Origin of the sequence: Williamsoniiplasma lucivorax ATCC 49196, assembly GCF_000518285.1 — a bacterium.
In the GTDB taxonomy this organism is placed as follows: Bacteria; Bacillota_I; Bacilli_A; order Mycoplasmatales; family Mycoplasmataceae; genus Williamsoniiplasma; species Williamsoniiplasma lucivorax.
In genome coordinates this window covers 24,646-49,632 of sequence record NZ_JADH01000011.1, presented here as the reverse complement: position 1 = coordinate 49,632, position 24,987 = coordinate 24,646, and the positions used below count along the sequence as shown (strand labels likewise).

The window sequence follows — 24,987 nt, the reverse complement described above, 5'->3', positions numbered from 1 at the left end:
TCTCTTGGAATGACTAAATCAATTTCACCATTTTCAGTCAAAATTGTTTTGGAACTTGTCCCATTTCGATAGTTATTTTCATCTGTATTTCGGTTATATTTTTCATACCCTAAATAGGCATCCATTTCAGTATTTAAAGCCCTTTCAACAATTCTTTTTGTTAGCTTTTTAAATAGCCCATCTTCATTAAAAATTTTTGAAAAATCTTTTTCATTTTCAAGTATTAGGTCTAGACCTTGTTCGAAAGAATCTTTTGGTTGTTTTTTCATGTGTTATCTCCATTCTTCATTATTAACTTACTACAAAGTTAATCGTGTGTTTTGGAATTTACACAAAATTCTTTACAGACCCGAATAATGAAATTACGACTGTCAGTAAAATAAAAATTTTCAAGATAGATAAAGTATTGAAATAAAGTTCGCGTTCTATTCAATCGGTGTTGCTTTGTAATTTAGCTTCATAGTCTCCTCAACTAGTCATTAAGTTTTTTTCAAATCAGTTTGAAAAAAAGTTTTGCGCCTGATAAGCATCACCTTGATTAGGAAATCAAAACTGCATTTTTATTTGAGTTGTAAATCGTTGTGCACTATCTCAATAACGGTCTAATGGTGTCGAATCAGTTTGATCAATAGTCTCTTCATGAGTTTCAAACATTAGTTTATTTATCGTTTGTAGTGGTATAAATAAATCCAATCAAAACGGGTCGTGTCAAAGATGTCCGTTAATCAAAACACCGGCAAATAAAAAACGATTTGTGGATTGAATGTTTTCATTTGACATCAAGTGGATGTTGTATTCTTGACCGATTTTTAAATCAAAAAAATGCGCATCTTTGGGTGATACATAAAAGAAACGGCCAAACTCTGGTTTGCTTTTATCAAGATAATTTTGATATTTGACATCGTTAAAATTAATTGTTTGGTCAAAATAAGTTTTATTTAAATCATTTGCATGAAACAAATTATAATTTGCAATTTTTTGTGTTTCTGGCTGCTGGTCAAAAAGTTTATTTGCTATCTCATCACCATAATATCCTTGATGAAGATCGCCCATTTCAGGATTGGTTAAAAGGGTTTTTAAAAAACCTGATTTTTGTTGATTTTCAAGTTTCACTTGAAATGAATTATCACGGTCCTTTCTAAAATAAAACTTTTCTTTCATTAAAGTCGTTTCATCATGATTAATTTGTTTAAGATATTCATTTACAAAAAAGGCCATTTGAATATTGGTAACATGATATTTCATTTTAAATTTCAAACGGATTTGGTCAATATATTGATTGATTTGATCATAGTCTGGTTGTTCAAGATTGTTATTTTCCATTGTGGTGAGATTTGCAACAGGATCAATGTGGATGATGTCCCCATAATTTAAAGCAAAATGACGATAAATCATCCGATTTCATTTTTGTTGTTCTGTTGTTTTAACATCTTTAATGGTTTCTTCAAAAAATTTAAAAAGTGGTTCATCAGCATGTTCTTTTTGAAAAATACTTTCATCATCATTTTTAGTTTGTCGTTGATCAACATAATATTTTTCTAGTTTAAATTCAACATTATCCATGGGTTTTAAACCAATGGCATGATTCATGTCGTTAATAAAAAGTGAAGTAAAGGACACCAAACCTAATGACATTGATAAGCTCAGAATTAAAAATAAAGTAAAAGTTAAGTAAAGTGGTCAATGAATCACAAAATCTTTAAGGGATTGTTTAAAAAATAATTTCAGTTTCATCATTAATCCTCACTCATATGAATGTACCAAAAATAGCATAAAAAACCAAATTTCCTCACTAACGAAGAGGTATAAAAAAACTCAAATAACAAGATTTTACTCTTCGTTTATTTGAGTTTTTTTGGTTTAATTTGAAAGTTATTTCATTAAAAACAAGAATTAGTTTTCAACTGCAATAACAGTTCCGGCACCAATTGTTCTTCCACCTTCACGGATTGAGAATTTAGTTCCTTGTTCAATCGCAACTGGTTTAATCAATTGGATTTCCATCTCTACGTTATCACCAGGCATAACCATGTCAACACCTTTTGATAATGTAACTTCTCCAGTTACGTCAGTTGTACGGAAGTAGAATTGAGGACGGTATTTGTTAAAGAACGGTTTGTGACGTCCCCCTTCTTCTGAAGTTAAAGCATAAACTGATGCTTTTAATTTTGTATGTGGTTTGATAGTTCCGATTTTTGCTAAAACTTGTCCACGTTCGATTGTTTCTCTGTTAACTCCACGTAGTAATGCACCAACGTTGTCTCCAGCTTCAGCAAAGTCTAATAATTTTCTAAACATTTCTAATCCAGTAACAACTGTTTTGTGAGCTTGTGGGTGTAATCCAACAATTTCAACTTCTTCGTTAACTTTGATAGTTCCACGTTCAACACGTCCAGTGGCAACAGTTCCACGTCCTGTAATTGTAAAGACGTCTTCAACAGGCATCAAGAATGGTTTTGCTGAATCTCTTTCTGGAGTTGGGATGTATGAATCCACAGCGTCCATTAATTCTTTAACAGCATTAACTCATTTTTCTTCTCCGTTTAATGCACCAAGTGCAGATCCACGGATAACTGGTGTGTTATCTCCATCAAATTCATATTTAGTTAATAGGTCGCGAACTTCCATTTCTACTAAATCAATTAATTCTTCATCTTGAACCATATCACATTTGTTCAAGAAAACTACCATACAAGGTACTCCAACTTGACGTGACAATAAGATATGTTCACGAGTTTGAGGCATTGGTCCATCAGTTGCAGCAACAACTAAGATAGCTCCATCCATTTGTGCTGCTCCAGTAATCATGTTTTTAACGTAGTCAGCATGACCTGGACAGTCAACGTGTGCGTAGTGACGTTTTTTAGTTTTGTATTCAACGTGTGAAGTGTTAATTGTAATTCCACGTTCTCTTTCTTCGGGAGCGTTATCAATGTTTGCGTAATCCTTGAATTCTGCTCCACCCTCAGCTGCTAATACTTTTGTAATTGCAGCTGTTAAAGTAGTTTTACCGTGGTCAACGTGTCCAATAGTTCCAACGTTAACGTGCGGTAAACTACGATCAAATGCTTCTTTTGCCATTTTAAATTTCTCCTTGTTTCATAAATGGAAATATTAGATTTGGTCTAATATCTTGCCGCCCATAAGGGCGGACTTTATTTTACTATATAATATTAATCTTTTTTTAAGATTTTTTCTATATCTTTTTAGTTAGAATAACTAAGCTTTTTTACCTGATTTTTTAATTACATCTTCAGCCACAAATTTAGGTGCTTCAGCATAATGAGAAAAAATCATTGTGTAATTTCCACGTCCTTGTGTAAATGAACGTAGTTCAGTGGCGTAACCAAACATTTCAGTTAGAGGCACTTTTGCTTTAACAGTTTGTGCATTTCCTCTTTGTTCTGAACCTTCAATTAATCCACGTTTTGATGAAATATTCCCCATAACATCTCCGTAATATTCATCTGGAATAGTTACTTCAACATTCATGATTGGTTCTAAAAGAACTGGGTTCATTTTTTTAGCAGCTTCTTTTAATGCCATTGAAGCCGCAATTTTATATGCCATTTCATTTGAATCGACATCATGCATTGATCCATCAACAATAGTTGCTTTAATATCAATCATTGGGTAACCAGCAACGATTCCATTTCCTAATGCATTTTCTAATCCAGCACGAGCTGCATTAATGTATTCTTTAGAAACACGTCCTCCGGTAATTTTATCGATTCATTCAAATCCTTTGTCATGGTTTGGTTCAAACTCAATCACAACATGACCATATGATCCACGTCCTCCTGATTGTTTGATGTATTTACCATCAGCACGACCGGCTTGTTTAATTGTTTCACGATATGATACTTGTGGTGCTCCCACGTTTGTTTCAACATGGAATTCACGACGCATACGGTCAACAATAATATCTAAGTGCAATTCACCCATTCCAGCAATAATTGTTTGTCCTGTTTCTTCATCTGTATAAGTTCTGAAAGTTGGATCTTCTTCGGAAAGTTTGTTTAATGCAATTCCCATTTTTTCTTGGTCAGCTTTAGTTTTTGGTTCTAAAGCTAATTGAATAACTGGTTCTGGGAAAATCATTGATTCTAAGATAATTGGTTTTTTCTCATCAGATAATGTATCACCAGTTGTGGTATTTTTCAACCCAACAGCAGCTGCAATATCTCCAGCATAAACACGTTCAATTTCAGTACGGTTATTGGCATGCATTTGTAAAATACGACCAATACGTTCTTTATTGTTTTTTGTTGAGTTTAAAACATAACTTCCTTTTTCTAAAATTCCTGAATAAACTCTAAAGAATGTTAATTTTCCAACAAATGGGTCAGTCATCACTTTGAAAGCTAATGCTGAGAATGGTTCTTCGTCTGATGAATGTCTTTCATCTTCATTTCCATCTAATAAATGCCCTTTAATTGATGGTACATCTAATGGTGAAGGTAAGTAATCAATCACGGCGTCTAGTAATAATTTAACTCCTTTGTTTTTAAAAGCAGAACCTGCTAAAACTGGGAAGAAGTGGGCACTAATAACACCTTTACGAATTGCTCTTTTTAATTCAGGAATAGTAATTTCTTCACCATCCAAGAATTTCATCATTAGTTCTTCATCATACTCAACTGCTGATTCGACTAAGTGACCACGTAATTCTTTTGCGTGATCTAACATGTCAGCTGGAATCTCAATTTCTTGAGCAACTTCATCAGCTCCTCCATCATAGTGGTAAGCTTTCATTTCTACAAGGTCAATAATTCCAGTAAAGTTTTCTTCAGCTCCAATTGGTAATTGAATTGGAGCTGCTTTGGCCCCTAATCTATCACCAATTGATTTAACTGAGTATTCAAAGTCAGCTCCAGTTTTATCCATTTTGTTAACGAACACAACTCTAGGGACTTTATATGTTGTTGCTTGCCTTCAAACTGTTTCAGTTTGAGGTTCAACCCCAGATTGTCCATCTAAAACAGCAACAGCACCATCTAAAACTCTTAATGAACGTTCAACTTCAACAGTGAAGTCCACGTGACCAGGAGTGTCAATAATATTAAAACGATTATGTTTTCAAAATGCAGTTGTTGCAGCAGATGTAATTGTAATACCACGTTCTTGTTCTTGGGCCATTCAATCCATTTGTGAAGCTCCTTCATGAGTTTCACCAATTTTATGAATTTTACCTGTATGGAATAAAATACGTTCAGTTGTTGTTGTTTTACCAGCATCAATGTGCGCCATGATTCCAAAGTTACGAGTATCTTTTAATTGAAAATCTCTTGCCATAATTTTCCTCTCTATTATCAGCGGTAGTGTGCAAACGCTTTGTTTGCTTCTGCCATTTTATGTGTATCTTCACGTTTTTTAACTGATCCACCCATATTGTTTGAGGCATCAATAATTTCGTGAGCTAACTTAATTTCCATTGTTTTTTCGTTACGTAGACGAGCATAGTTGATTAATCAACGTAATGCTAAAGTAACTTTTCTTTCATTTGAAACTTCTACTGGTACTTGGTAGTTAGCTCCCCCAATACGACGAACTTTAAGTTCTAAGTGTGGTTGGATATTTTCAATAGCTTTATTGAAAATATCAATTGGTTCTTGACCAGTTTTTTCTTTGATGATATCAAATGCTGTATAAATAATTGTTTGAGCTGTTCCTCTTTTACCATCTAACATAATTTTATTAATTGTTTTAGTCACTAATTTTGAATTATAAATTGGATCAGATAAAACATCTCTTTTTATCGCTTGATTTTTACGCATGGTAGTAATTCTCCTTTCATTTTACTAATTTATTTTTTATTTTTATTTAGGACGTTTTGCTCCATATAATGAGCGCCCTTGTTTACGTTTAGCAACTGATTGAGTATCTAATGTACCACGAATAATATGGTAACGTACCCCAGGTAAATCTTTAACACGACCCCCACGAATTAAAACAACTGAGTGTTCTTGTAGGTTGTGTCCTTCTCCTGGGATATAAGCATTAACTTCCATTCCGTTTGTCAATCTTACACGAGCATATTTACGTAACGCTGAGTTAGGTTTTTTCGGTGTCATTGTCGCAACACGAGTACATACTCCACGTTTTTGTGGTGATGAAACTTTAGTTACTTTCTTTTTCAATGTATTAACTCCACGATTCAATGCTGGTGCTTTAGTTTTTCAAGTTTTAGCTTTACGGTTAGTTTTTACTAACTGGTTGATTGTAGGCATTATTTATCCCCCTTTCACTTATCCGTGTGTATCGAACTCACACTCTAAATATTATATATCTTTTTATGCAAAAAAAATGAAAATTTTTAAAATGGTATTTTATCTTGCTAAATTTGATCTTTAGACAACAAAAATCCAGGACCGAAGCTAGTAATTTGGTCCTGGATTTTTGTTCATAAAATTATTTTTGTTCAAGTTTTGCTTGATGTTTAATTTCTAAAATGTCACGCGCTAAATCAATTGTTGCCCAGAATAAAACAAGCACAATTAAAATTAAATCAATAATTAAAAAAATTGCCACGACATTTGATTTTGCCACCATCATAACACTAGTCACAAACAATAAAATGTCAAAGAGAATTAGTAGTAGTGCCTTAATCATTTTTTTATTAATTTGGTCTTTTTCCATAAAATTCATAAAATAAGGAATTAAAGTTAACCCGTTTAAAAGACTAAAAACAATCATTAAAACTCCTAGCGAATAAAATGTGGCATTCGCTGGTTTGTTTGGAGCAACATGATCAAAAATCGAAATAAAAGTAATTCCTAGAATTCATCAAACAAATGAAAATAGCATTAAAAGCACTTCAAGTGTTGGTGCGCTTTTAAAAATTGATGTGTGATTAAAGAAAAATTTAGCAACCTCTTTAGCAGTTGTTTTTTTAGTTTCTACTTTGGGTGTTTTTTGATTTTCAATATCAACAAAATTATTTAATTCTTCATCATTAACATCAGTAAATTTATAGTATTCTTGGTCATTGTGGGTTTTTAAAATATGTTTTTTCATGGTGTTGACAAAATCTTCGGCCAATGATTTTTGTTCTGATTCCAGAACAAAAAAATTATTTTTCACAACTAAACTAATAATCACATTATTAGAATTATTTTTACTTTTCTCAATAGAAATCATTCTGACATCACGGATGTCAGTTCTTTCAAATTCAACTTCACTATCTGGTTTATTTTTATCTTTTTGAAAAACTCAAAGATTATAATCAGTTAAAACTAATTCGACATAAATAGAAGAAACAACATTATTTGCTTCCACTTTTCTGCTCACTATCCCGCCAATAACATTCTCGTCTTTACTAATTTCTTTTTGAATTGTGGGATAAATATCTTTTATCCCAAACTCAAAATCAAATTCTTGTTCCATTCTTTCACCTCTTTTTTTAATTATAAACTTATAATAATGGTTCTATCACATTTAGAGTCATTATTCATGCTTTATAAAATCGATTCCATTTTTTCGAAGGTTGTTCAATATATAACTCCGATAATTCAAAGTCTTTTTCAAATTTAGTTTTTATTTGATTACTAAACTCTCTTGATTTAATTAAAGCCATTGTTTGTTGGTCTGAAAAAAATGCTCGATAGTCTAAATTTGTTGAACCAACAAAAGTAATTTCATCATCAAACAAGAATCCTTTTGTATGATTGAAGACATTGTTCATACTATAAATTTTAACACCAGCTTTAAATAAATCATCGGTTCATTTTCGAGAAATATCTAAAAGAAATTTTTTATCAGAAATTCCTGGTAGAACTAATCTAACATCAATCCCAGATTTTGCTGCCGATGCAATTGCTTTAATCATTTCGATTGGGGGAACAAAATATGGCGTACTTAACCAAATTCTTTTCTGAGCACTTTGAATTAAATTTAATAATAAATCAAAGTGCATTGGTGAATCATGATTAGGACCAGTCGTTACAATTTGCGCCAAGTTATTTGATTCATTAATTTTAGCAATACGTTTTTTACCAATATTTGGTTCTATTTCAATAATTGATTTTTTTGTAATAAACATCCAATCAGACACAAATACTTTTTCAATTCCTTGTACACCTTCTCCAACAATTCTCACCATTGCATCATTTCAATAACCAAATTGTTCACTTTTATTGATGTATTCATCTGCAATATTTGCGCCTCCAACGTAACCAATTTTTCCATCAATTGAAAAATCTTTACGGTGATCACGATAATTAGCTGTTCATTTCACAAAAGGAAAACGCACTAGTGAAAATGGAATGATATTGACTCCCATATTTTTTAATTCTTGAATGCTTTTATTAGAAAATCTTGTGTAAGAACCAATGAAGTCATAAATGATATAAACATTCACTCCTTCATCTCTTTTAACTTTTAAAAGATTAATCAAATTTTTTAAAAGTTCACCATCTGCAATGATGTACATATTAATTAAAATATATTCTTGAGCTTGACTAATATCTTTAAAAATTTGTGGTCAAACTTGGGCTCCATTGCCAAAAAATGTCGAATTAGAATTTTTATAAATGACTTCATTTTGCTGATTTAAAGGCATCATAAATGCACGTTTGAATTGTGGTGTTTCTTTTTCAATAATCGGATCAATAATTTCATTTTTAATTAGTTCTTTTGAAGTTGGCTTGAAATCAGCAAAATTTTTATATTTATATTCACCTGCAGATTTGTATTTATAAACTCGCCCAAAAAAGACATAAGAACCAATCCCGATTACTGGCACAAAAGTAATAAATAGTGCTCAGCGCAATCTAGTTTCAATGCGGCGTTTTTGGTTCATCAAAACCACAAAAGACCAAATAATTGAAATTATTTCTAGAACAAAAAGGATTCACAACATTTGCACTGATAAAAAGATAGTCAAAGTGACAATAAAAATAATTAAACTGGAAAACATAAAAATTAATGAACCAAAAGCAACTAAAGATTTTTTCATTATTTGTTCTCCTTGTTTAATTTTTTATATTTAATCGTATTTATTCACTTGTTGGTTTTAAGCACAAAAACATTAAAGTCAACTGGGGCAATTGTTTGAATCGCATTAATCATATTAAATTGGGTGTTGAGTTTAACAATAAAAACATTAATATCTGGATTGATATTTTCGATGTTAGAAAAGTAATGTAAATTCAAATACATTGCTAAATAATAAGCGTATTCATAGTATGAATAATAATGTTGTTCTTCAATAAAAGGGGAAGCAAAAATGCTCGCAATCATTGAATAAATTTTGTTATAACTAAAGTACTTTTTAATTTGTTCTTCGGAAAAATCAAATTCTTTAATCACCTTACACTCTAAATTTTCATTCATCACAACTAAATTTAAAGTATTAATTAAATCAAGAATTCTTTCTCTTAAATTTAGTTGTGTATCAGCATCTAGTTCACTATTAGAAGCATAATATAATTCAGCCGAAAGCAGACGAATGATGTTCATTTGCGTAATGAAATCATCATCATTAAATTGATGAAACCTTAATAACAAATGCATGTTTTTTAAGATAATATTTTTTTTATCCACTTCAGAGGCAAAAGAAAATTTATGAGAGTCAAGCTTTCATTCTTCTAAAAATAATCGGTAACTTATGTTTTTAAAAAACTTTTTAAATGGCATATAATTCATCATTAAACCTCTCTATAAAATGGAAAAATAAGTATTTAATACTTATTTGTGTTATCTGCCTCTTGATAAAACTGGAAAACAAATTTTCCACTTGCTGACACCTGCTGAAATATCATGAATGTAAAGTTTACGTTTATTCATATCATGTTCAGTTGTGAGTATTTCCACATCTTTAATTGACTGATCAGGGATGAAACCAAATTCCACTTGTCTTGTTCCCTCGGGTACTAATGTATTTAATAAGTCTTCAATATTGGAATTTGATTTTGAATAAACCGAAACTAATTTAAATACATGGTCATCATTCACAAAAACAACAACTGCGTCTTTTGAAGGTACATAGTAAACATTGCGATCATAGTATTTCAAAATATTAAACATTTTAATTGATGCATCTCCACTTGTTGATAGAATGGGGGACACCCTAGTTGTATGCTTAATTTCAGAATACAACATATCAAAATCTTTGGTGTTGTTTAAATCCATTTTTTTGATAATTATACCGCTTGATGTTTTAGTCATGTCTCATGGTTTGATGTATCTAAATTCTTCTGATAACTTAAAATCTGAAATTTCTTTTAAGAAATCATTAATGGTGCTATCAAAAGAATAAATTAGGTCCACCACATTACCAAATTTGTTGACAATTTGTGTTAAAAGCTTTTTTTCCAAACCTTTGTTTTTATAAGAATCCTTAATCAACAAACTGATTAATTGTGTAGCTTTATATTTTGTATTTCCAACAAATACATTCATTTTCATAACTCCGACATTGCAAACAATGTCTCCTTTTTCATTTACCAAAGCAAAAGGAATATAGTTATCATCTCAATGATATTTAACCATTCAATCTTCATATGTTGATTTTGTACCCTCACGTTTGATGAGTGCTAATAACTCCAGATTATGACGTTTATTATCTCTGTAGTCATAGATCAATTCGAATTTTTCCATATAGAGTATTCCTTTATGTATATGCTAATTTTAGTCTTTAGTGTGTGAAAAAGCAACTACTAAAAAAGAGCCGTTTTTCATCATTTAACATTTTAGCATTAATTGACTCAGTTTTGTTTTTTCGTAATTAGAAATTGTAAATGTTTCCACAACAACTCGTTGTGCTCTCGGATTTAACAAGATTGTTTTAGCAATTTTAAATTTTGTGTTTGTTTCAAACAACTCTTTTTGGAGCTCAAGTTCAGCTGCATATTTTTGGTCATAACCACTTTGACTAGTTTTAAAATTAATTAGAAATCATTCTTTTTTATTTGTTGCAATAATAGGAATTGTGCCAATAAAAAGACGATTAACATCACCATTAATAAAGGTTTTATTTGCTCAAAGATGGGAAATATTGAATTTATAAATTAATTTATTTAAATCATAAACAATTGACTTAGCAAGACTGTTTTCGAATTTGGCTTTATCATCAATGACATTAAAAACCAGTTCAAAACTTTTTTTATTATGAATTGCCAAAGTCACTAATTTATTAATGTCTTGGTTTCTTTTAATTAAAGTTTTGATTAATTCTGCATCACGCTTACCAACAAAAGGATATGCTTGATTTAAAAGTGTTGAAATTGCTGGAATAGCAATTTCATGACCATTTAAAAATTTTTCCATAATTTTTAAATGGTGACTATCTAATTTTGTTTCGTTTTCCAGAAAATATTTAAAAGTATTTTCATCATATGCAACCGCATCTGTGATGTCGTGAATATTAATCGCCATTAGCGTAACCAAACTTTCTTTTCTCAATCAAAAATACGTGATGGATTAGCACTGTACTCTTGGTCAAAATAAAGATTAACTTTGGAATCAAAACTTTTTAAATCAGCTTGAGTAAATAATGGTTGTTGACCATGCTTATTGACTGAAGTTGAATAAATTAAACCGCTTCGACAAATAATTTTTTTTAAATCTTTTCTCACTTGGGGACGCACAGCAAATGTTTCGTCTTCCCCCTTCAAAACCACAGTGGTGTTTTTATTCGCTTTAAAAAATTGTTTAATTTCTTTAGTAATAGTTACCAAACCTTTAAGTTGTTTAAAGCAAGCAAATAAAACAATAATTTGTTTGTTCTCATCAGCTTGTTTTAAGCGATTAATTTGAAGTTTATTTTCTTGATTAACCATCCCGGATAAACCATAAATTGTATCAGTTGGTAAAATAATAATTTGTTTATTTTTAAGATCTTGGATAGCTTGAGAGATTTGTTGTTTAGTAAGCATATTCTTCCTCCGCTTCTTTTTTTAATTTATAAAATTCATTATGCATTTTGATATTTTTAACAAGACCAATTCCTACTCCAGTAAACATTGCCCCAACAAATGAAAAACTAATAATTGTTTCAGCAATTACTCCTGATCGTGGTAATCACTCAAGAGTTTTGGTGTCGATGGCATGTTGAACTAAATCGAAATGGAATAGCTCAGTGATTTTGTTAAAGTCAACTGTTAGAATCGTTTGTAACTCAGTTTTAAAATTGGCACCATGATCAAGTCAAATGCTTAATAATGTATTCATTTCAAATTTAATGAAAATCATAATAATTAATAATGTCACCACTTCAATTCCTAAAATAATACTTTGCACCACAAAGACAATGTCAGAAATTTGTTTTTCACTACGAGTCAAAATTGATAAGAAGAAAAAGGAAGTGGCAAAAGTAATTCCAATCATGATGATTGGTAATGAATTTAATGAGAAGTAAGCTGGTTGATATTTATCACCTAATAGATGACTATATAGTTGATCGACACCAGAAAAATCTTTTAAAAGGTTTGGTAAGTGATACGACCACTGAATCATTGCCCCCATTTTAGTGGTGGAAGTGGAAATTAAAATTGTAAAAATAAAATTTGGTAATAACACCAAAACAACGACAATTAGTGCTCAGACAGAAATGTTTTTTGTTGTTGGTTTGAAAACACGATTCATTTTTTCAACAATTTTTGAACCAGAAAAACTTTTTGATGTTTTTAAATTATAGTGAATGTATTTTTCAATTCCAGTTGTATCTTCTTTTTTTGAAGTTGCATTTTCTAAAGTAATAATTAGGGAAAAAATGCCAATAATTTGCACAAATAAAACTCATCAAACAGTTGATTGAAATTTCCAATCAAAAATTAAAGTATCACCAACACTTTTCAAAGCTTTGGTTAATTCTGGATTAGCCTCAGTTGATAATTCTAATCTTACGAATTCAGCATATGAGCCATAGTGGTGTTGAGATAATGCTGAAAGTAAAAAAGCACTGACAATAAAAATTGTTAAGGTCACGATATAAAACAATTGTTTAAGTTTGGTATTACCCCCAGATGTGACAATTGGTTTATATAATGCAACCAACCCAAGTGATATGGCAAATAAAGCAAATGCGGCAATCATTGTTCCCCAAACATCCACAAAAGAAGGGAGAGCAAAACCTTTTTTGGTTAGACTATCAAAATATTGAAAATAAACCTTTAAATGTTGGTCAGTAGAAATAATGTAAAGATAAAGAAAAGAAATGGCAAAAAGGACAACAAAAAGAAAAGTGACAAGAAACGAAATCTTATAAAGAAAAAGATTTCGTTTGCTCACATCTTCAATTGAGTCTTTTATTTTTCAGTTTAATCTAAACTTGGGATTTAAAAAATCATCTTTACTTTTCATTTTCCTCCTTAAATAGTTTTAATTATTATACATCTTCAATTATTAGAAGCATCCTTCAAAAACTTGTGGGTTATTTTTTTGTAATCAATAAATTCAAAAACCAGTTTTTCAATTGCATCTTTTTGAGCAAATCCAAATTCCATAATCAAACAGAAATTATTATGATCATTGATGATTTTTTGAAAATGGGCAAACATTTCACGATAGAATTTTAAACCTTGATCATCAGCGTACAACGCATTTTGTGGTTCATATTTGGTTGATGCACCAACATGATCATCACTATGTTCAATATAGGGTGGATTGCAAACAATCAAATCACCTTTAATCTTATTTTGAATCAGTGGTGTTAATAAATCACCTTGTAAAAGTTTGATATTTTTTAATTGATGTTTTGCAATATTAATTTGACAAACATCGAGAGCATCACGAGAAATATCAGTTAAATAAGTTTGATGGTTGGTTAATTTATTTAATGTAATCCCAATATTTCCACTTCCAGTACAGAGATCAATAATCGTTTTATCTTGTTGATCACCCAATCAATTTAATGCTTCTTCAACAAGCATTTCGGTTTCCACTCGAGGAATTAAAACCCGCTGATCAACCATAAAATCAAGACCATAAAAACGCTTATTTTTCACGATATAAGCAACAGGTACCTCTGCGATTAAAGCATTGATTACATCATGATAAAAAACTTCATTTTTGATTAATTTATCTTGATGATAAATTAATCAATCATAATCTTCACCAGTCATAAATTCTAAGAGCTGATAAATTTCTGATTGATTTTTAAGATATTTTTTAAGTTCTAAATAAGCTTGCCGAATAGTCATTACCCAGCTTCCTCTTCAAGACGTTGAGCAACTTTTTGTAATTGATGTTCATTAATTAAACTAATAATAAATTCATCAATGTTCCCCTCCATAACTTGATCAAGTTTATTTAATGTTAAACCAACACGGTGATCAGTGACACGATTTTGGGGGTAATTATAAGTTCTTATTTTTTCAGATCTTGCTCCAGTTCCAACAGCATTTTTTCTTGTTGCATCAGCTTGAGCTTGTTGTTTTTCAACTTCGGCTTCATAAACTTTGGCACGTAACATTTTCATCGCTGTTTCCTTATTATCAAGTTGGCTACGACCATCTTGACTAGAAGCAACAATCCCTGTTGGCAGGTGAGTAATTCTGACAGCTGAATCAGTGGTGTTAACGTGTTGACCCCCAGCTCCAGATGAACGATAAGTATCAACTCTTAAATCTATTGGTTTAATACTAATTTCAACATCACTCATTTCTGGCAAGACAGCAACAGTGGCTGTTGAAGTTTGAATTCTCCCTTTCGCTTCAGTTTTAGGAACACGTTGCACACGGTGTGCTCCAGATTCAAATTTTAATTTCGAATAAACTCCATCACCTTTAACCATGAAAACAATTTGTGAATAACCACCAGCCTCAGATATTGAAGCTTCCATAATATTAATTTTTCAACCTTCTTTTTCACAATATAATTTGTACATTTTGAAAAGGTCGCCAGCAAAAATATTCCCTTCATCTCCACCAGCCGCACCACGAATTTCAATGATTACATTTTTCTCATCATTTGGATCTTTAGGAATTAACATTTGTTCAATTTCCGGAACTAATTTTTCAATGATTTCTTCATTTTCTTGTAAATCCATTTTAGCAAGTTCAATCATCTCTTGGTCTTTTTCAATATTAAAAATTTCTTTAGCTTCATTAATTGAAGCTAAAGCTTTTTTATATTCTTGGAATTTAGCTACAACATCTTCTAAACTAGATCTTTCTTTATTTAGTTCAGTTAATTTTTTAATATCTGAAGTAATATTTTCATCTTGTAATTCGACATCAATTTTATTGATGCGTTTTTCCATAGTTTCTAAAGCTTCAAGAGTTTTTGGATTCATATAATCCCCTTTTCTATTCTGGTTTTACATAGCAATTTCGGCAACGTGCTTCATAACTATCTTGTCCATCAACTAAAATTAATGGATCTGTTTTTTTGGCATACCCGCCATTAACTAATCTTTGGGTACGGTTGGCAAAGTTTCCGCATGAATGACAAATAGCAGTTAATTTATCAACAAATTCAGCCATTGGTAATAATTGATCAACATTTTTAAAAGGATCACTTCTAAAATCTTTATCCAACCCAGTGACAATGACAATAATACCTTGACTAGCAAGTTGATCAATGAAAGCAACAATTTGATTATCTAAAAATTGCACTTCATCAATTCCGACAACATCAATTGGTTTTCTTTTATTTTCTTTTTCAAAGATATCTTTAATTTCTTCAGTTGAAGAAATTGGGAATGATGGCAACATTGAACCAGCATGAGATGCAATTGAATTGACTGAATATCTTTGGTCAATGATTGGTTTAAATGCAATCACATTGCGTTTAGCGTAATCATATCTCCTTAAACGACGAATAAATTCTTCGGTTTTACCAGCAAACATACATCCAGTAATTAATTCAATTCATCCTAATTTTTCACAATTTTGTTTTGACAAAATATTATTTTTCATTTTTACCCCTTTATATTTTTAACAAGTTTTTCTGTTTCACGAAGAAAACCTTTCAGTTGATCAAGGTTTGTTAATTTTGCACCACTAGCAACTTTATGACCTCCACCGTTATATTTTACAGCAACTGAATTGACGTCATATTCTCTTGAACGCATTGAAACTTTATATTCTTTTTCTCACTCAATAACTGTAAATCAGATTTTAATTTCATCCAATCCAGCCATAGTTCCAAGAGCGGCTTTAATGTCATAATAAGATATATTTCAATCTTTATAATCTTTTTCCTCAATAATTATATATGCAACTCCATTTTTTGTTAATTGCATTTTACTAAATGCAAAATTATTTCATTGTCTTTGCTTTAAATTTGTGACATATAGATAATTATTAATTTTAGTTAGGTCAGCCCCAGCTAATAATAATTGTTTCGCTGCTTCCATAGTTTCAGCATTAGTTGCTTGAAACAAGAAGCGGCCAGAATCTGTGGAAATTCCTTTGTAAAGATTTTCAGCAGCGATTGGAGAAATTTTTAATTTCATTATGACTGCTCACATTGTCACAACTTGTGCTGCTGCAATCGCATTAACATCCACAAAATTATAAGTGGCATAATCTTCAACAGCAATATGGTGATCAATTTTAATACTTTCTTTACCTTGCTTTCATTCGTTGAAATCAAGTCTGCTAGCAACTGCTGTATCAACAGTGATAATTAATGCTTCGCTTAATGCTTGTTGATTCAAAGGTTTGGCAAATTGTTGTTCATCATGCAAGCGATCTCCTGCAACAAAAATATTTTTATTTTTTCAATTATCATTAATCAAATGCGCCAAACCAATGGCGCTTCCTTGTGCATCCCAATCGGGTAATTGATGTTTGACAATCACAATATTTTTGTATTCATTAATTTTTTTAGCAATAAATTTTGCTTCTTTACGAGTTAACATTTGTCTCCTTTTTAATAATAATAGCTGCTGGTTGGATATAAATTAAAATTTTTTTATTCGGTTCAAGTTTGCGATTTGAATAAAAATTAATTTTACTTCCTGAATTAGTTATGCCCACTCACATTTTACGGTCTAAAAATTTATAAGTGACTTTTGTTAAAACTTCAAGAATTAATTGCCCGGCAACATCTTTTTGCTCTTCTAATTTTATCATAAAAGGGTTAATATTAATTTTTCCAGTTTCATTAAATGATGTGCTTTGCACTGGTCAAAACCTTTCTTCAAACTCAATACCTTGTTCTACTTTTTTATAAGAAATTAAATTGATATTGGTAAAAGGTTTCATTGATTGTAAAACACCTTTATTATAAATTGCTTCTGGGGTAATATTTGTTAATTGATTTTTCGGGTTGACTGCGTAAACTTTTTGTTTAAAATCGATGATGGAACTAAAATCATCAGTTAAATTAATGAAACAAAGATTAGGGTGTTCTTTTTGAATTGCTTGAATAGTATTCATCAATAATTTGACGTCATTTTTAGTTAGTAATTTAATAATATTATAAAAAACAATATTCTTCTTGTGCATGTTAATGGCTTTTAAAATTTTCAGATAAATAATGTTGATTGAAGAAATTTTAAAACCACTTTTTAAATATCAATCAAATTTAATGTTCAGTTTTTTCAAATTTTCTTGAGTTCAAGTCATGGATTGTTTATAAATACTTTCAATTTGTTTTTTATAATGTTTTTTCAGAATTTTAAACTCATTTTTATTCCCAATTTTATTCGTTTGCGCTAAAACTTTTTTATGGTATTCATGAGTTAAATGGATAATTTCCTTTTCAATAATTGCACCTTCTTGACGGATTGATTCTAAAATTCCTTTTTTTTGTGAGACTTTAAAATCATCAACTAAATCTTGGATTGTTTTTTTTCAATTATTTAAATATTCATGAACAACTGCCTGTTCTTCTTTGGGAATCTTATTATCAATAAAAAATTTCTTAATTTCCCAAGTGATTTGTTTTTTTGTGGCTCGAGTTAATTTTTTTGTTTTAAATAAAGCAATACGTAATTCCGAAATTCGGATGTTAATGATTTTTAATTGTTTTTGAATCATGTAGTATGGCTGCTTATATTTAAATTTAAAAATATTATCTTTCAAATGTTCATTTGATGAATGTTTCACATTATATTCACATGGGCATGAATGTCTTAAGTCTTGGAAACTGTAAATTTGATCTCAAACAACTTGATAAAATGTTAATGCTAGATTATCTAATTCTCATTTTAAAATCAAATTAAAATATTCCATAATCATCACTTTGATTTGGGCATAAAATTGAGCAAACATTTTTTCATTTTGCTTGTTATTAATTTTTTTGATTTCATTAATAAATGCTTTGTGCAAAGTTTTGTTCAAATTAATGGCTTTGTTTAAAAAAAACGAAATTGTTTTATCAATTTCTCTTCTTAATTGCATTTCAGTCAAATCATTGTGTGAATCAACAAATGATAAATAATCAAATTTTTTATCATTTTTTTTAATGCGTGCCAGTCTTAAAAATTTTTGGTCAAATAAAAGTGATAAATTCAAAATGATTCTTGGGGGAATCAGACGTTCAAACCAAATATCTGGAGCAATAAAATCAACTTTGCTTTTAACAAATTTTGAACCAACTAGATCAGCATCATCAATTTGAAATCTGCCAGATAAAATTCGTTTTTTACCTTTTAAAGTATCTTTGATAAATTTTTTTTGTTTTTTATCTTGGGTAAAAATGGTTGTAAACTCAGAATCATTTATTTCAAAATGAACATTATCCAAAATGTGCTTTTTATCAACAAATTTTAAATTACTTAATTTATAACCCATTTGACCCTCAATTCTATCATTATAATTTTAAATGTTTTTATCAAAAAAGAAAAAGGCACAAGCCTTTTTGATTAACTAAATTAATTTTTGTTTTTCTTTGCGTTAAGTTCATCTTTTTTTGCAAATTTTGCTTTGAATTGTTCAACACGACCAGCTGTATTTGAAAATTGTTGGTTCCCTGTATAGAAAGGGTGGCAATTTGAACAAACATCAACTCTAATTTCTTCGGCTTTTGTTGAACCGATTTCCATTATGCTGTCGCAAGTTGTACATACAAATTTCGCATTATCGAAATATTTTGGTTGAATATCTTTATTTGGCATAGATTTAATCTCCTTTACTATGTTTTCATAGATATACTTTTAAGTACTTAGTATATTATAGTGTTTTTTTGAAAAAAAACCATCCCAATTTTTAAATCACGATTTTTAGCTTTAACAGAATGTTCACTCCACACCTTTTCCTAACTAATAGATAAAATTTTTTCCTCATTTAAAATTAGATTTGTTTTCATAAAAAGGAAAAATTTATTGTGGGAATTTTAAATAAAAGTTTATTTCTTTGTTTGAAAATCATTTAATCGCTTAAAATTATTGTAATTTTAAGCGAGGGGAAAATGAAAAAAACAGCACTACTGATTATTGACTACCAATATGATTTTGTTAATCCAAAGGGAAGTTTATATGTTCTTCATGCTGAAAAATTAAAACCATATATTCAAGCTTTAATGTTGAAGTTTCACCAAGAAAATCAATTAATTATTGCTTCTATGGATGACCACCCAAATGATCATGCATCATTTCAAATTTGACCAAAGCATTGTGTGCAAAACAGTATGGGTGCTAAATTATATTTGGATCCAACATATTTGCAACTGATTAATAAAATTATTTACAAAGGTCAACACACCAAGTATGAAAGTTATTCTGCTTTCTTTGATGAAGCAGGAACAAGTAATGGCTTAGATGAATATTTAAAGTCAAAAAAGATTACTAAATTGATTCTTGTTGGGGTCGCTTTAGATATTTGTGTTTTACAAACTTACAATCATGCAATAGAATTAGGTTATCTTGCCGAAATTGATTTAAAAGGATCTGCGGCATTGAAAGGATAAAATGAATATAAAAGCAATTGTCATTGATATTGATGGAACATTATTAACAAACAAAAGAATAATTTCTCCATTGACTAAAAAAGCACTTATTGAAGCACAAGAAAAAGGCATTAAAATCATTCTTGCTTCAGGACGTCCTACTCCAGGGATGATGAGATTTGCCAAAGAATTAGAATTGGATAAAAATAATGGTTTTCTGGTTTCATATAATGGAGCTGTTGCCACTAATTTACAAACTAATGAAATCTTATTTTCAAAAACACTGTCAGCAACTATGGCAGCAGAAATCATTCAACATTTGAAAAAATTTGACCTAGTTACTATGGTTTATAAAGATGATTATGTTTGCGTGGAAAATGCTTATCCTAAACCAATTGCATTTAGAGATGTCAAATTAGAAGTTGTTCGTTATGAGGCCCATGGATGTAATATGTTAGTTTCTGAAGTTAAAGATCTTGTGGAATTTGCTAACTATCCAATGTATAAAATTTTATCAGCTGGTGATCCTGCTTATTTAAAAGAAATCGAACAAGAATTAAAAGCGCCTTTTATTGGTAAAGCTAATTCGATGTTTACTTCTGATTTCTTTTTTGAGTATACTGATATTGGGATTGATAAGGCTTATGCTTTAGATAATTTTTTACCTCAACTAGGAATTAATCCAGAAAATTTAATGGCCATTGGAGATGGTCAAAATGATATGAGCATGATTCAATATGCTGGAGTGGGGGTCGCGATGGGTAATGCCAAACCAGAAGTACAAAATGTTGCTGATTTTGTCACTAAAACCAATGATGAAGATGGTATTGTTCACGCTTTGGAACAATATCTAAAATAAAAATCACTAATCCAATTAGTGATTTTTTATTATTTTTTAACTAAATCTGCTTTGCCTTGGCTTCCAAATCAACCAGTTAATTCAACGAATGTTGTTTTTAGTGCTTTGTAACCTGGGGCTAGTAATTTACGTGGGTCAAATCCTTTATTAACATCATCTAAATCTTTACCAGCTTCAATATATGCACGAGTTGCATCACGGAAAGCTAATTGTAATTCAGTGTTAACATTGATTTTTGAAATTCCCATTGAAATTGCTTTTTCAACTTGGTCCTGAGGAATTCCTGAACCACCATGTAAAACCATTGGGAATGGTGCTGCTTGTTGTAAAGCTTGTAATGTTTCAAATGAAAGCGATTTTCATCATTCTGGGTATTTACCATGAATGTTTCCAATTCCAGCAGCTAACATTGAGATTCCTAATTTTGAAACTTCAGCAGCTTCTTTTGGGTCCCCTAGTTCACCTTGACCAACAACTCCATCTTCTTCTCCACCAATTGAACCGATTTCAGCTTCCACTGAAACTTCAAATTGGTTTGCATAAGCCACAACTTCTTTAGTTTTAGCCACATTATCAGCATACGGAAGGTGTGATCCGTCAAACATCACTGATGAGTAACCAGCATCAATTGCTTTTTTACACATCTCGACAGTTTGTCCATGGTCTAAGTGTAATGCCACAGGAACAGTGATGTTTAAGTTGTTCAATAACCCATTAACCATTCCAACAACAGTTTCAACTCCACCCATGTATTTAATTGCCCCTTCACTAGTTGCAATGATTGTTGGGGTGTTAGTTTCTTGAGCTGCCTCTAAAATTGCTTTGGTTCATTCTAAGTTATTAATATTAAAATGTCCAATTGCAAATTTGTTTTTGTGTGCCGCTTCCACCATGTTGTGTGCATTAACTAATCTTTTATTGTAAATTTTTGCCATTTATTTTCTCCTTTATTAACATTATTATTATAAATGTTAATCTCTCTTTTCCACAATCTATTTTCAAAGAGCTTATTTTTGTTTAATGATTGCTTCAACAAATCCTTTAAATAAGGGGTTCGGTTTATTTGGTCTTGTGGTAAATTCTGGGTGGAATTGGACAGCCACAAAGAAATTGTTGGCTGGAATTTCAATCATTTCGACTAAGTTTTTATCAACAAACATTCCCGAAAACACTCAACCTGCTTTTTCAAAAGCTGCTTGATAGGCATTGTTAAATTCATAACGATGACGGTGTCTTTCAAAAATCTCAGTTTTACCATATAGTTTATGTGCTAAAGTGTCTGCTTTAATCGTTGTTTTTGACGCTCCTAAACGTAATGTCCCCCCAAGATTGTTTTGATCAATGCCGTGAACAAAATCAATAATTGGATTTTTTGTTGCATCATCAAATTCAGTTGAGTGAGCATCTTTAAGCCCTAAAACATTACGAGCAAATTCGATGGAAGCAATTTGCATTCCTAAACAAATCCCTAAATATGGGACATTGTTTTCACGAGCAAATTTTGCTGCCAATAACATTCCTTGCACACCACGATTACCAAATCCCCCAGGCACTAAAATTCCTTTTGAATCTTTAAAAATTGTGTGGTAATTGCTCTCATTAATTTCTTCAGAATTAACTCAATTTAGTTTTAGTTTTTTCTTGTGTGCATAACCAGCAATTTTTAAAGATTCAATAACTGATAAGTAAGCATCTGGCATTTTGATATATTTACCAACAAAAGTGACTGCAAATTCTTCTTTAGAATCATAAATGTTTTCCACAAATTTATTTCATTCATCCATATCAGTTGGTTTTGATTTTAACTGTAATTGTTCAATGACAATTTTATGTAAATTTTGGTCACCCATTCTTAATGGCACTTCATAAATCGAATCGACATCAACAGCTTGAATGACATTTTCTTTAGGAACATTACAAAAGAGTGAGATTTTATTAGCGATTTCAGATGGGGTTGTTTTATCTGAACGAGTAACAATAATGTCTGGTTGAATTCCTAAACTTAACAGTTCTTTGACTGAGTGTTGAATTGGCTTAGTTTTGTATTCTTGTGATGCTGAAATATAAGGGACTAAACCAACATGAATAAACATCACATTTTCTTTGCCTTTTTCCATGCGAATTTGACGCAAAGCTTCTAGGAATGGTTGTGATTCAATATCTCCAACAGTTCCACCGATTTCAGTGATGACAACATCAATGTTAGGATCTTCAGCAAGCGCATAAACTTTGTTTTTGATGTTGTCAGTAATATGTGGAATAACTTGCACAGTTTTCCCACCTCAATCACCACGACGTTCAGCATCTAAAACTTCAACATAAATTCTTCCTGATGATGTTGAAGATTTTTTTGATAAATTAACGTCAATAAATCGCTCGTAATGTCCTAAGTCTAAATCAGTTTCAGCGCCATCATTAGTCACATAAACTTCACCATGTTGGAATGGTGACATTGTCCCTGGATCCACATTTAAATATGGATCAAATTTTTGCATAAAAACTTTGATTCCTGAATTTACTAATAATCTTCCTAATGAACTACCAGTGATCCCTTTTCCTAACCCAGAAACCACACCACCAGTGATAAATATATATTTTGTCATTCTCTCTCTTCTCCTGTTTTTCTTTTAAAAAATAAAAAGGTCATAAAAACGTAGTTTTTACAAACCTTTCAATTATTCTTCGATATCTCCGCTACCGAAGTCATCTTCTTCTAATTCATAATCTTCATCATCATCTTCAACATCATCGTCATCAATTGGACCATAAAATGTTAAATTTTCATCATCGACTGCAGAAGCTTGAACTGATTTAGCAGTATTTAGATTATTGTATTGTCTTTTGACGTCTTCAACTTTCATATTACTACTTAATGCTCATGAACCATCTTGTGTTAATGCAAAACGGTTATCTGTAATTAATGCTGCATATAAATTGGCCATCACAGCATTTAAATCTTGATGATTTTGAGACATTTTTTCTGAAATATTTTTTCATATCTCATTAAATTTAACCGAGTTATTTTTTTCTTTTAAAAACTCATAAGCTAAATCTATGTTTGTCATTTTAGACATAACCTTACCTCCATACACTTATTACTCAAAATATATTACACTAATTTTTTAGGAAATAAAAAAATTTTTTCATTATTAGCTTGGTTAATTAATTTCATTGATTCAGCAAACATTGAATATTTTGAAAGGGGTTCTAATTGCGTGCTGTTTTGGATTCAAATTGTCTCATCCTTACCATTAACAACCCCATCTTGGTAAACAATGGATTTTTTTGGGATTAATTCAATTAAATAATATTGTGGGTCAAAACCATTATTTTCTAATTGTTTAATTAAATTATTTTTATTAACTTCTGTTGCTTTCACAATTGTAAAAGTTTTTCTATTCAACAATCTTGCAGAGAGATCAGCCAGTGTTTTATCTTTAGATTTTTGGGTGATTTTGAAAATATCAAACATGGAATAATCATCTAGTTGCAAATATTTTTCAATTGGAATTATTTGGTTATTCAGAAGTTCTTGAAAAATAACTTCAATTTGGGGATTTTCAAAATCAAATTTTGAAGTATATAAATCTTTTAAACGTTTGAATCACACTTCTAATAAAGCATCAAAGCTAATTGAACATTTATGATCATATACTTGCTTGTACATATGATATCTCCCCAATAAATATGATTCAATAGCATGGATTGATTTTTTAGGAAAAACAATTTTATGATCGACAATACGCACATGTCGCACGATTCAACGAATGTCTAATGTCGCATAGCCAACACCACAATTTTGAGCATCTCTTTGTAAATAATCCAAACGATCAGCATCTAGTTGCGAACTCACCAACAAATTTAAAATTTTATTTGGATGTGTACCTTCAATAATCGAAACTACTTCTTCGGGATTAATTTTGTGCTTTTTTAAAATTTTAAAAATATTACCTTGCGGATTTTTAATAATCTCTGTGCTGTATTTTTCATGATTTTGTAAACACACTTTTTCAAAAGAATGAGAAAATGGTCCATGACCAATATCATGCATCAAACCAGCTAATAAAACGATTTTTTTATCTTGACTTGATAAATGCGATAAATCATTGGATTCTAAAAATAAAGTCAAAATATGATAAACCCCAATTGAATGTGAAAAACGGGTATGGGTTGCGCCAGGATAAGCTAAACTAGTTCCTCCCAGTTGCAAAATTCTTCTTAAGCGTTGCATTTCTGGTGTGTCCAAAATTTCAATAAAGATTGGATGATTGAAATAGATATCTCCATGAACATTATCTCTTATCACTTTTTCATACATCATAAACAGTTCCTTTTAATGTTATTTATTA

Annotated in this window: 25 protein-coding genes; 2 read left to right on the top strand and 23 right to left on the bottom strand. The window is 30.6% G+C overall.

The genetic code is table 4. From position 1 onward, the window contains the following. From P695_RS0103400 to rpmE, 19 genes are all read right to left on the bottom strand, one after another. Positions 1 to 269, bottom strand: a 269-nt coding sequence (locus P695_RS0103400; RefSeq protein WP_028126574.1) for an IS256 family transposase, incomplete at its 3' end; no start/stop codon positions are given. Between the two features lie 58 nt (positions 270 to 327). Next, entirely contained in the window at positions 328 to 1,734 is a 1,407-nt protein-coding gene (locus P695_RS0103395) for a hypothetical protein (RefSeq protein ID WP_028126860.1), read from the bottom strand. A gap of 159 nt (positions 1,735 to 1,893) precedes the next feature. After that, positions 1,894 to 3,081: an elongation factor Tu gene (gene tuf, locus P695_RS0103390; RefSeq protein ID WP_028126859.1), complete on the bottom strand. Its 1,188-nt coding sequence runs from the start codon at positions 3,079 to 3,081 to the stop codon at positions 1,894 to 1,896. Between the two features lie 138 nt (positions 3,082 to 3,219). Then, positions 3,220 to 5,295, bottom strand: coding sequence for an elongation factor G (gene fusA, locus P695_RS0103385; RefSeq protein ID WP_028126858.1), 2,076 nt, complete (start codon positions 5,293 to 5,295; stop codon positions 3,220 to 3,222). 14 nt (positions 5,296 to 5,309) lie between these two features. Continuing rightward, entirely contained in the window at positions 5,310 to 5,777 is a 468-nt protein-coding gene (gene rpsG / locus P695_RS0103380; RefSeq protein ID WP_028126857.1) for a 30S ribosomal protein S7, read from the bottom strand. 42 nt (positions 5,778 to 5,819) lie between these two features. After that, the gene (rpsL, locus tag P695_RS0103375; RefSeq protein ID WP_028126856.1) at positions 5,820 to 6,230 is read right to left on the bottom strand and encodes a 30S ribosomal protein S12; all 411 of its coding nucleotides are present in this window, start codon (positions 6,228 to 6,230) and stop codon (positions 5,820 to 5,822) included. A 181-nt stretch (positions 6,231 to 6,411) separates the two neighbouring features. Further along, positions 6,412 to 7,386 (bottom strand): hypothetical protein, encoded by a 975-nt coding sequence (locus P695_RS0103370; protein ID WP_028126855.1) that lies wholly within the window; start codon positions 7,384 to 7,386, stop codon positions 6,412 to 6,414. Between the two features lie 28 nt (positions 7,387 to 7,414). Next, positions 7,415 to 8,956 carry a cardiolipin synthase gene (gene cls, locus P695_RS0103365; protein ID WP_028126854.1) on the bottom strand — a complete coding sequence of 514 codons (1,542 nt, stop codon included), beginning with the start codon at positions 8,954 to 8,956 and terminating at the stop codon, positions 7,415 to 7,417. Beyond that, positions 8,956 to 9,648, bottom strand: a complete 693-nt coding sequence (locus tag P695_RS0103360) for a hypothetical protein (protein WP_035026405.1) — start codon at positions 9,646 to 9,648, stop codon at positions 8,956 to 8,958. The genes cls and P695_RS0103360 overlap by 1 nt, the downstream gene beginning before the upstream one ends. Before the next feature lie 48 nt (positions 9,649 to 9,696). Next, positions 9,697 to 10,599: a hypothetical protein gene (locus tag P695_RS0103355; protein ID WP_028126852.1), complete on the bottom strand. Its 903-nt coding sequence runs from the start codon at positions 10,597 to 10,599 to the stop codon at positions 9,697 to 9,699. 84 nt (positions 10,600 to 10,683) lie between these two features. Next, a complete protein-coding gene (locus tag P695_RS0103350; RefSeq protein WP_028126851.1) occupies positions 10,684 to 11,376 on the bottom strand; it encodes a hypothetical protein in 693 nt (230 codons plus the stop codon). Further along, positions 11,376 to 11,876, bottom strand: coding sequence for a Sua5/YciO/YrdC/YwlC family protein (locus tag P695_RS0103345; RefSeq protein ID WP_028126850.1), 501 nt, complete (start codon positions 11,874 to 11,876; stop codon positions 11,376 to 11,378). Before P695_RS0103345 ends, P695_RS0103350 begins: the two co-directional genes overlap by 1 nt. Beyond that, complete coding sequence (locus P695_RS0103340) at positions 11,866 to 13,302, bottom strand: hypothetical protein (RefSeq protein ID WP_028126849.1); 1,437 nt, start codon at positions 13,300 to 13,302, stop codon at positions 11,866 to 11,868. Before P695_RS0103340 ends, P695_RS0103345 begins: the two co-directional genes overlap by 11 nt. Positions 13,303 to 13,310: 8 nt before the next feature. Further along, positions 13,311 to 14,141, bottom strand: coding sequence for a peptide chain release factor N(5)-glutamine methyltransferase (gene prmC, locus P695_RS0103335; protein WP_051437375.1), 831 nt, complete (start codon positions 14,139 to 14,141; stop codon positions 13,311 to 13,313). Next, positions 14,141 to 15,235 (bottom strand): peptide chain release factor 1, encoded by a 1,095-nt coding sequence (gene prfA, locus P695_RS0103330; protein WP_028126847.1) that lies wholly within the window; start codon positions 15,233 to 15,235, stop codon positions 14,141 to 14,143. Before prfA ends, prmC begins: the two co-directional genes overlap by 1 nt. A 13-nt stretch (positions 15,236 to 15,248) precedes the next feature. Next, the gene (locus P695_RS0103325; protein WP_051437374.1) at positions 15,249 to 15,860 is read right to left on the bottom strand and encodes a thymidine kinase; all 612 of its coding nucleotides are present in this window, start codon (positions 15,858 to 15,860) and stop codon (positions 15,249 to 15,251) included. 2 nt (positions 15,861 to 15,862) lie between these two features. Then, positions 15,863 to 16,807 carry a DHH family phosphoesterase gene (locus P695_RS0103320; protein ID WP_028126845.1) on the bottom strand — a complete coding sequence of 315 codons (945 nt, stop codon included), beginning with the start codon at positions 16,805 to 16,807 and terminating at the stop codon, positions 15,863 to 15,865. After that, positions 16,794 to 18,686, bottom strand: coding sequence for a hypothetical protein (locus P695_RS0103315; RefSeq protein WP_028126844.1), 1,893 nt, complete (start codon positions 18,684 to 18,686; stop codon positions 16,794 to 16,796). The genes P695_RS0103320 and P695_RS0103315 overlap by 14 nt, the downstream gene beginning before the upstream one ends. A gap of 80 nt (positions 18,687 to 18,766) precedes the next feature. Further along, entirely contained in the window at positions 18,767 to 19,009 is a 243-nt protein-coding gene (gene rpmE / locus P695_RS0103310) for a 50S ribosomal protein L31 (protein WP_028126843.1), read from the bottom strand. A gap of 293 nt (positions 19,010 to 19,302) precedes the next feature. On the opposite strand from rpmE, the gene P695_RS0103305 reads away from it, so the two are divergent. Next, positions 19,303 to 19,800, top strand: a complete 498-nt coding sequence (locus P695_RS0103305; protein WP_028126842.1) for an isochorismatase family protein — start codon at positions 19,303 to 19,305, stop codon at positions 19,798 to 19,800. A gap of 1 nt (position 19,801) precedes the next feature. After that, the gene (locus tag P695_RS0103300) at positions 19,802 to 20,638 is read left to right on the top strand and encodes a Cof-type HAD-IIB family hydrolase (protein WP_028126841.1); all 837 of its coding nucleotides are present in this window, start codon (positions 19,802 to 19,804) and stop codon (positions 20,636 to 20,638) included. A gap of 29 nt (positions 20,639 to 20,667) precedes the next feature. Here the strand turns inward: P695_RS0103300 and fba are convergent, their stop codons facing one another. The 4 genes from fba to P695_RS0103280 all read right to left on the bottom strand — a co-directional run bounded on the left by fba (position 20,668) and on the right by P695_RS0103280 (position 24,959). Next, entirely contained in the window at positions 20,668 to 21,573 is a 906-nt protein-coding gene (gene fba, locus P695_RS0103295; RefSeq protein WP_028126840.1) for a class II fructose-1,6-bisphosphate aldolase, read from the bottom strand. 72 nt (positions 21,574 to 21,645) lie between these two features. Next, complete coding sequence (locus P695_RS0103290; RefSeq protein WP_028126839.1) at positions 21,646 to 23,241, bottom strand: CTP synthase; 1,596 nt, start codon at positions 23,239 to 23,241, stop codon at positions 21,646 to 21,648. A gap of 72 nt (positions 23,242 to 23,313) precedes the next feature. After that, a complete protein-coding gene (gene rpoE, locus P695_RS0103285; RefSeq protein ID WP_028126838.1) occupies positions 23,314 to 23,712 on the bottom strand; it encodes a DNA-directed RNA polymerase subunit delta in 399 nt (132 codons plus the stop codon). Positions 23,713 to 23,747: 35 nt separating this feature from the next. Continuing rightward, positions 23,748 to 24,959 (bottom strand): HD domain-containing protein, encoded by a 1,212-nt coding sequence (locus tag P695_RS0103280; protein WP_240005804.1) that lies wholly within the window; start codon positions 24,957 to 24,959, stop codon positions 23,748 to 23,750. Positions 24,960 to 24,987: the final 28 nt, after the last annotated feature.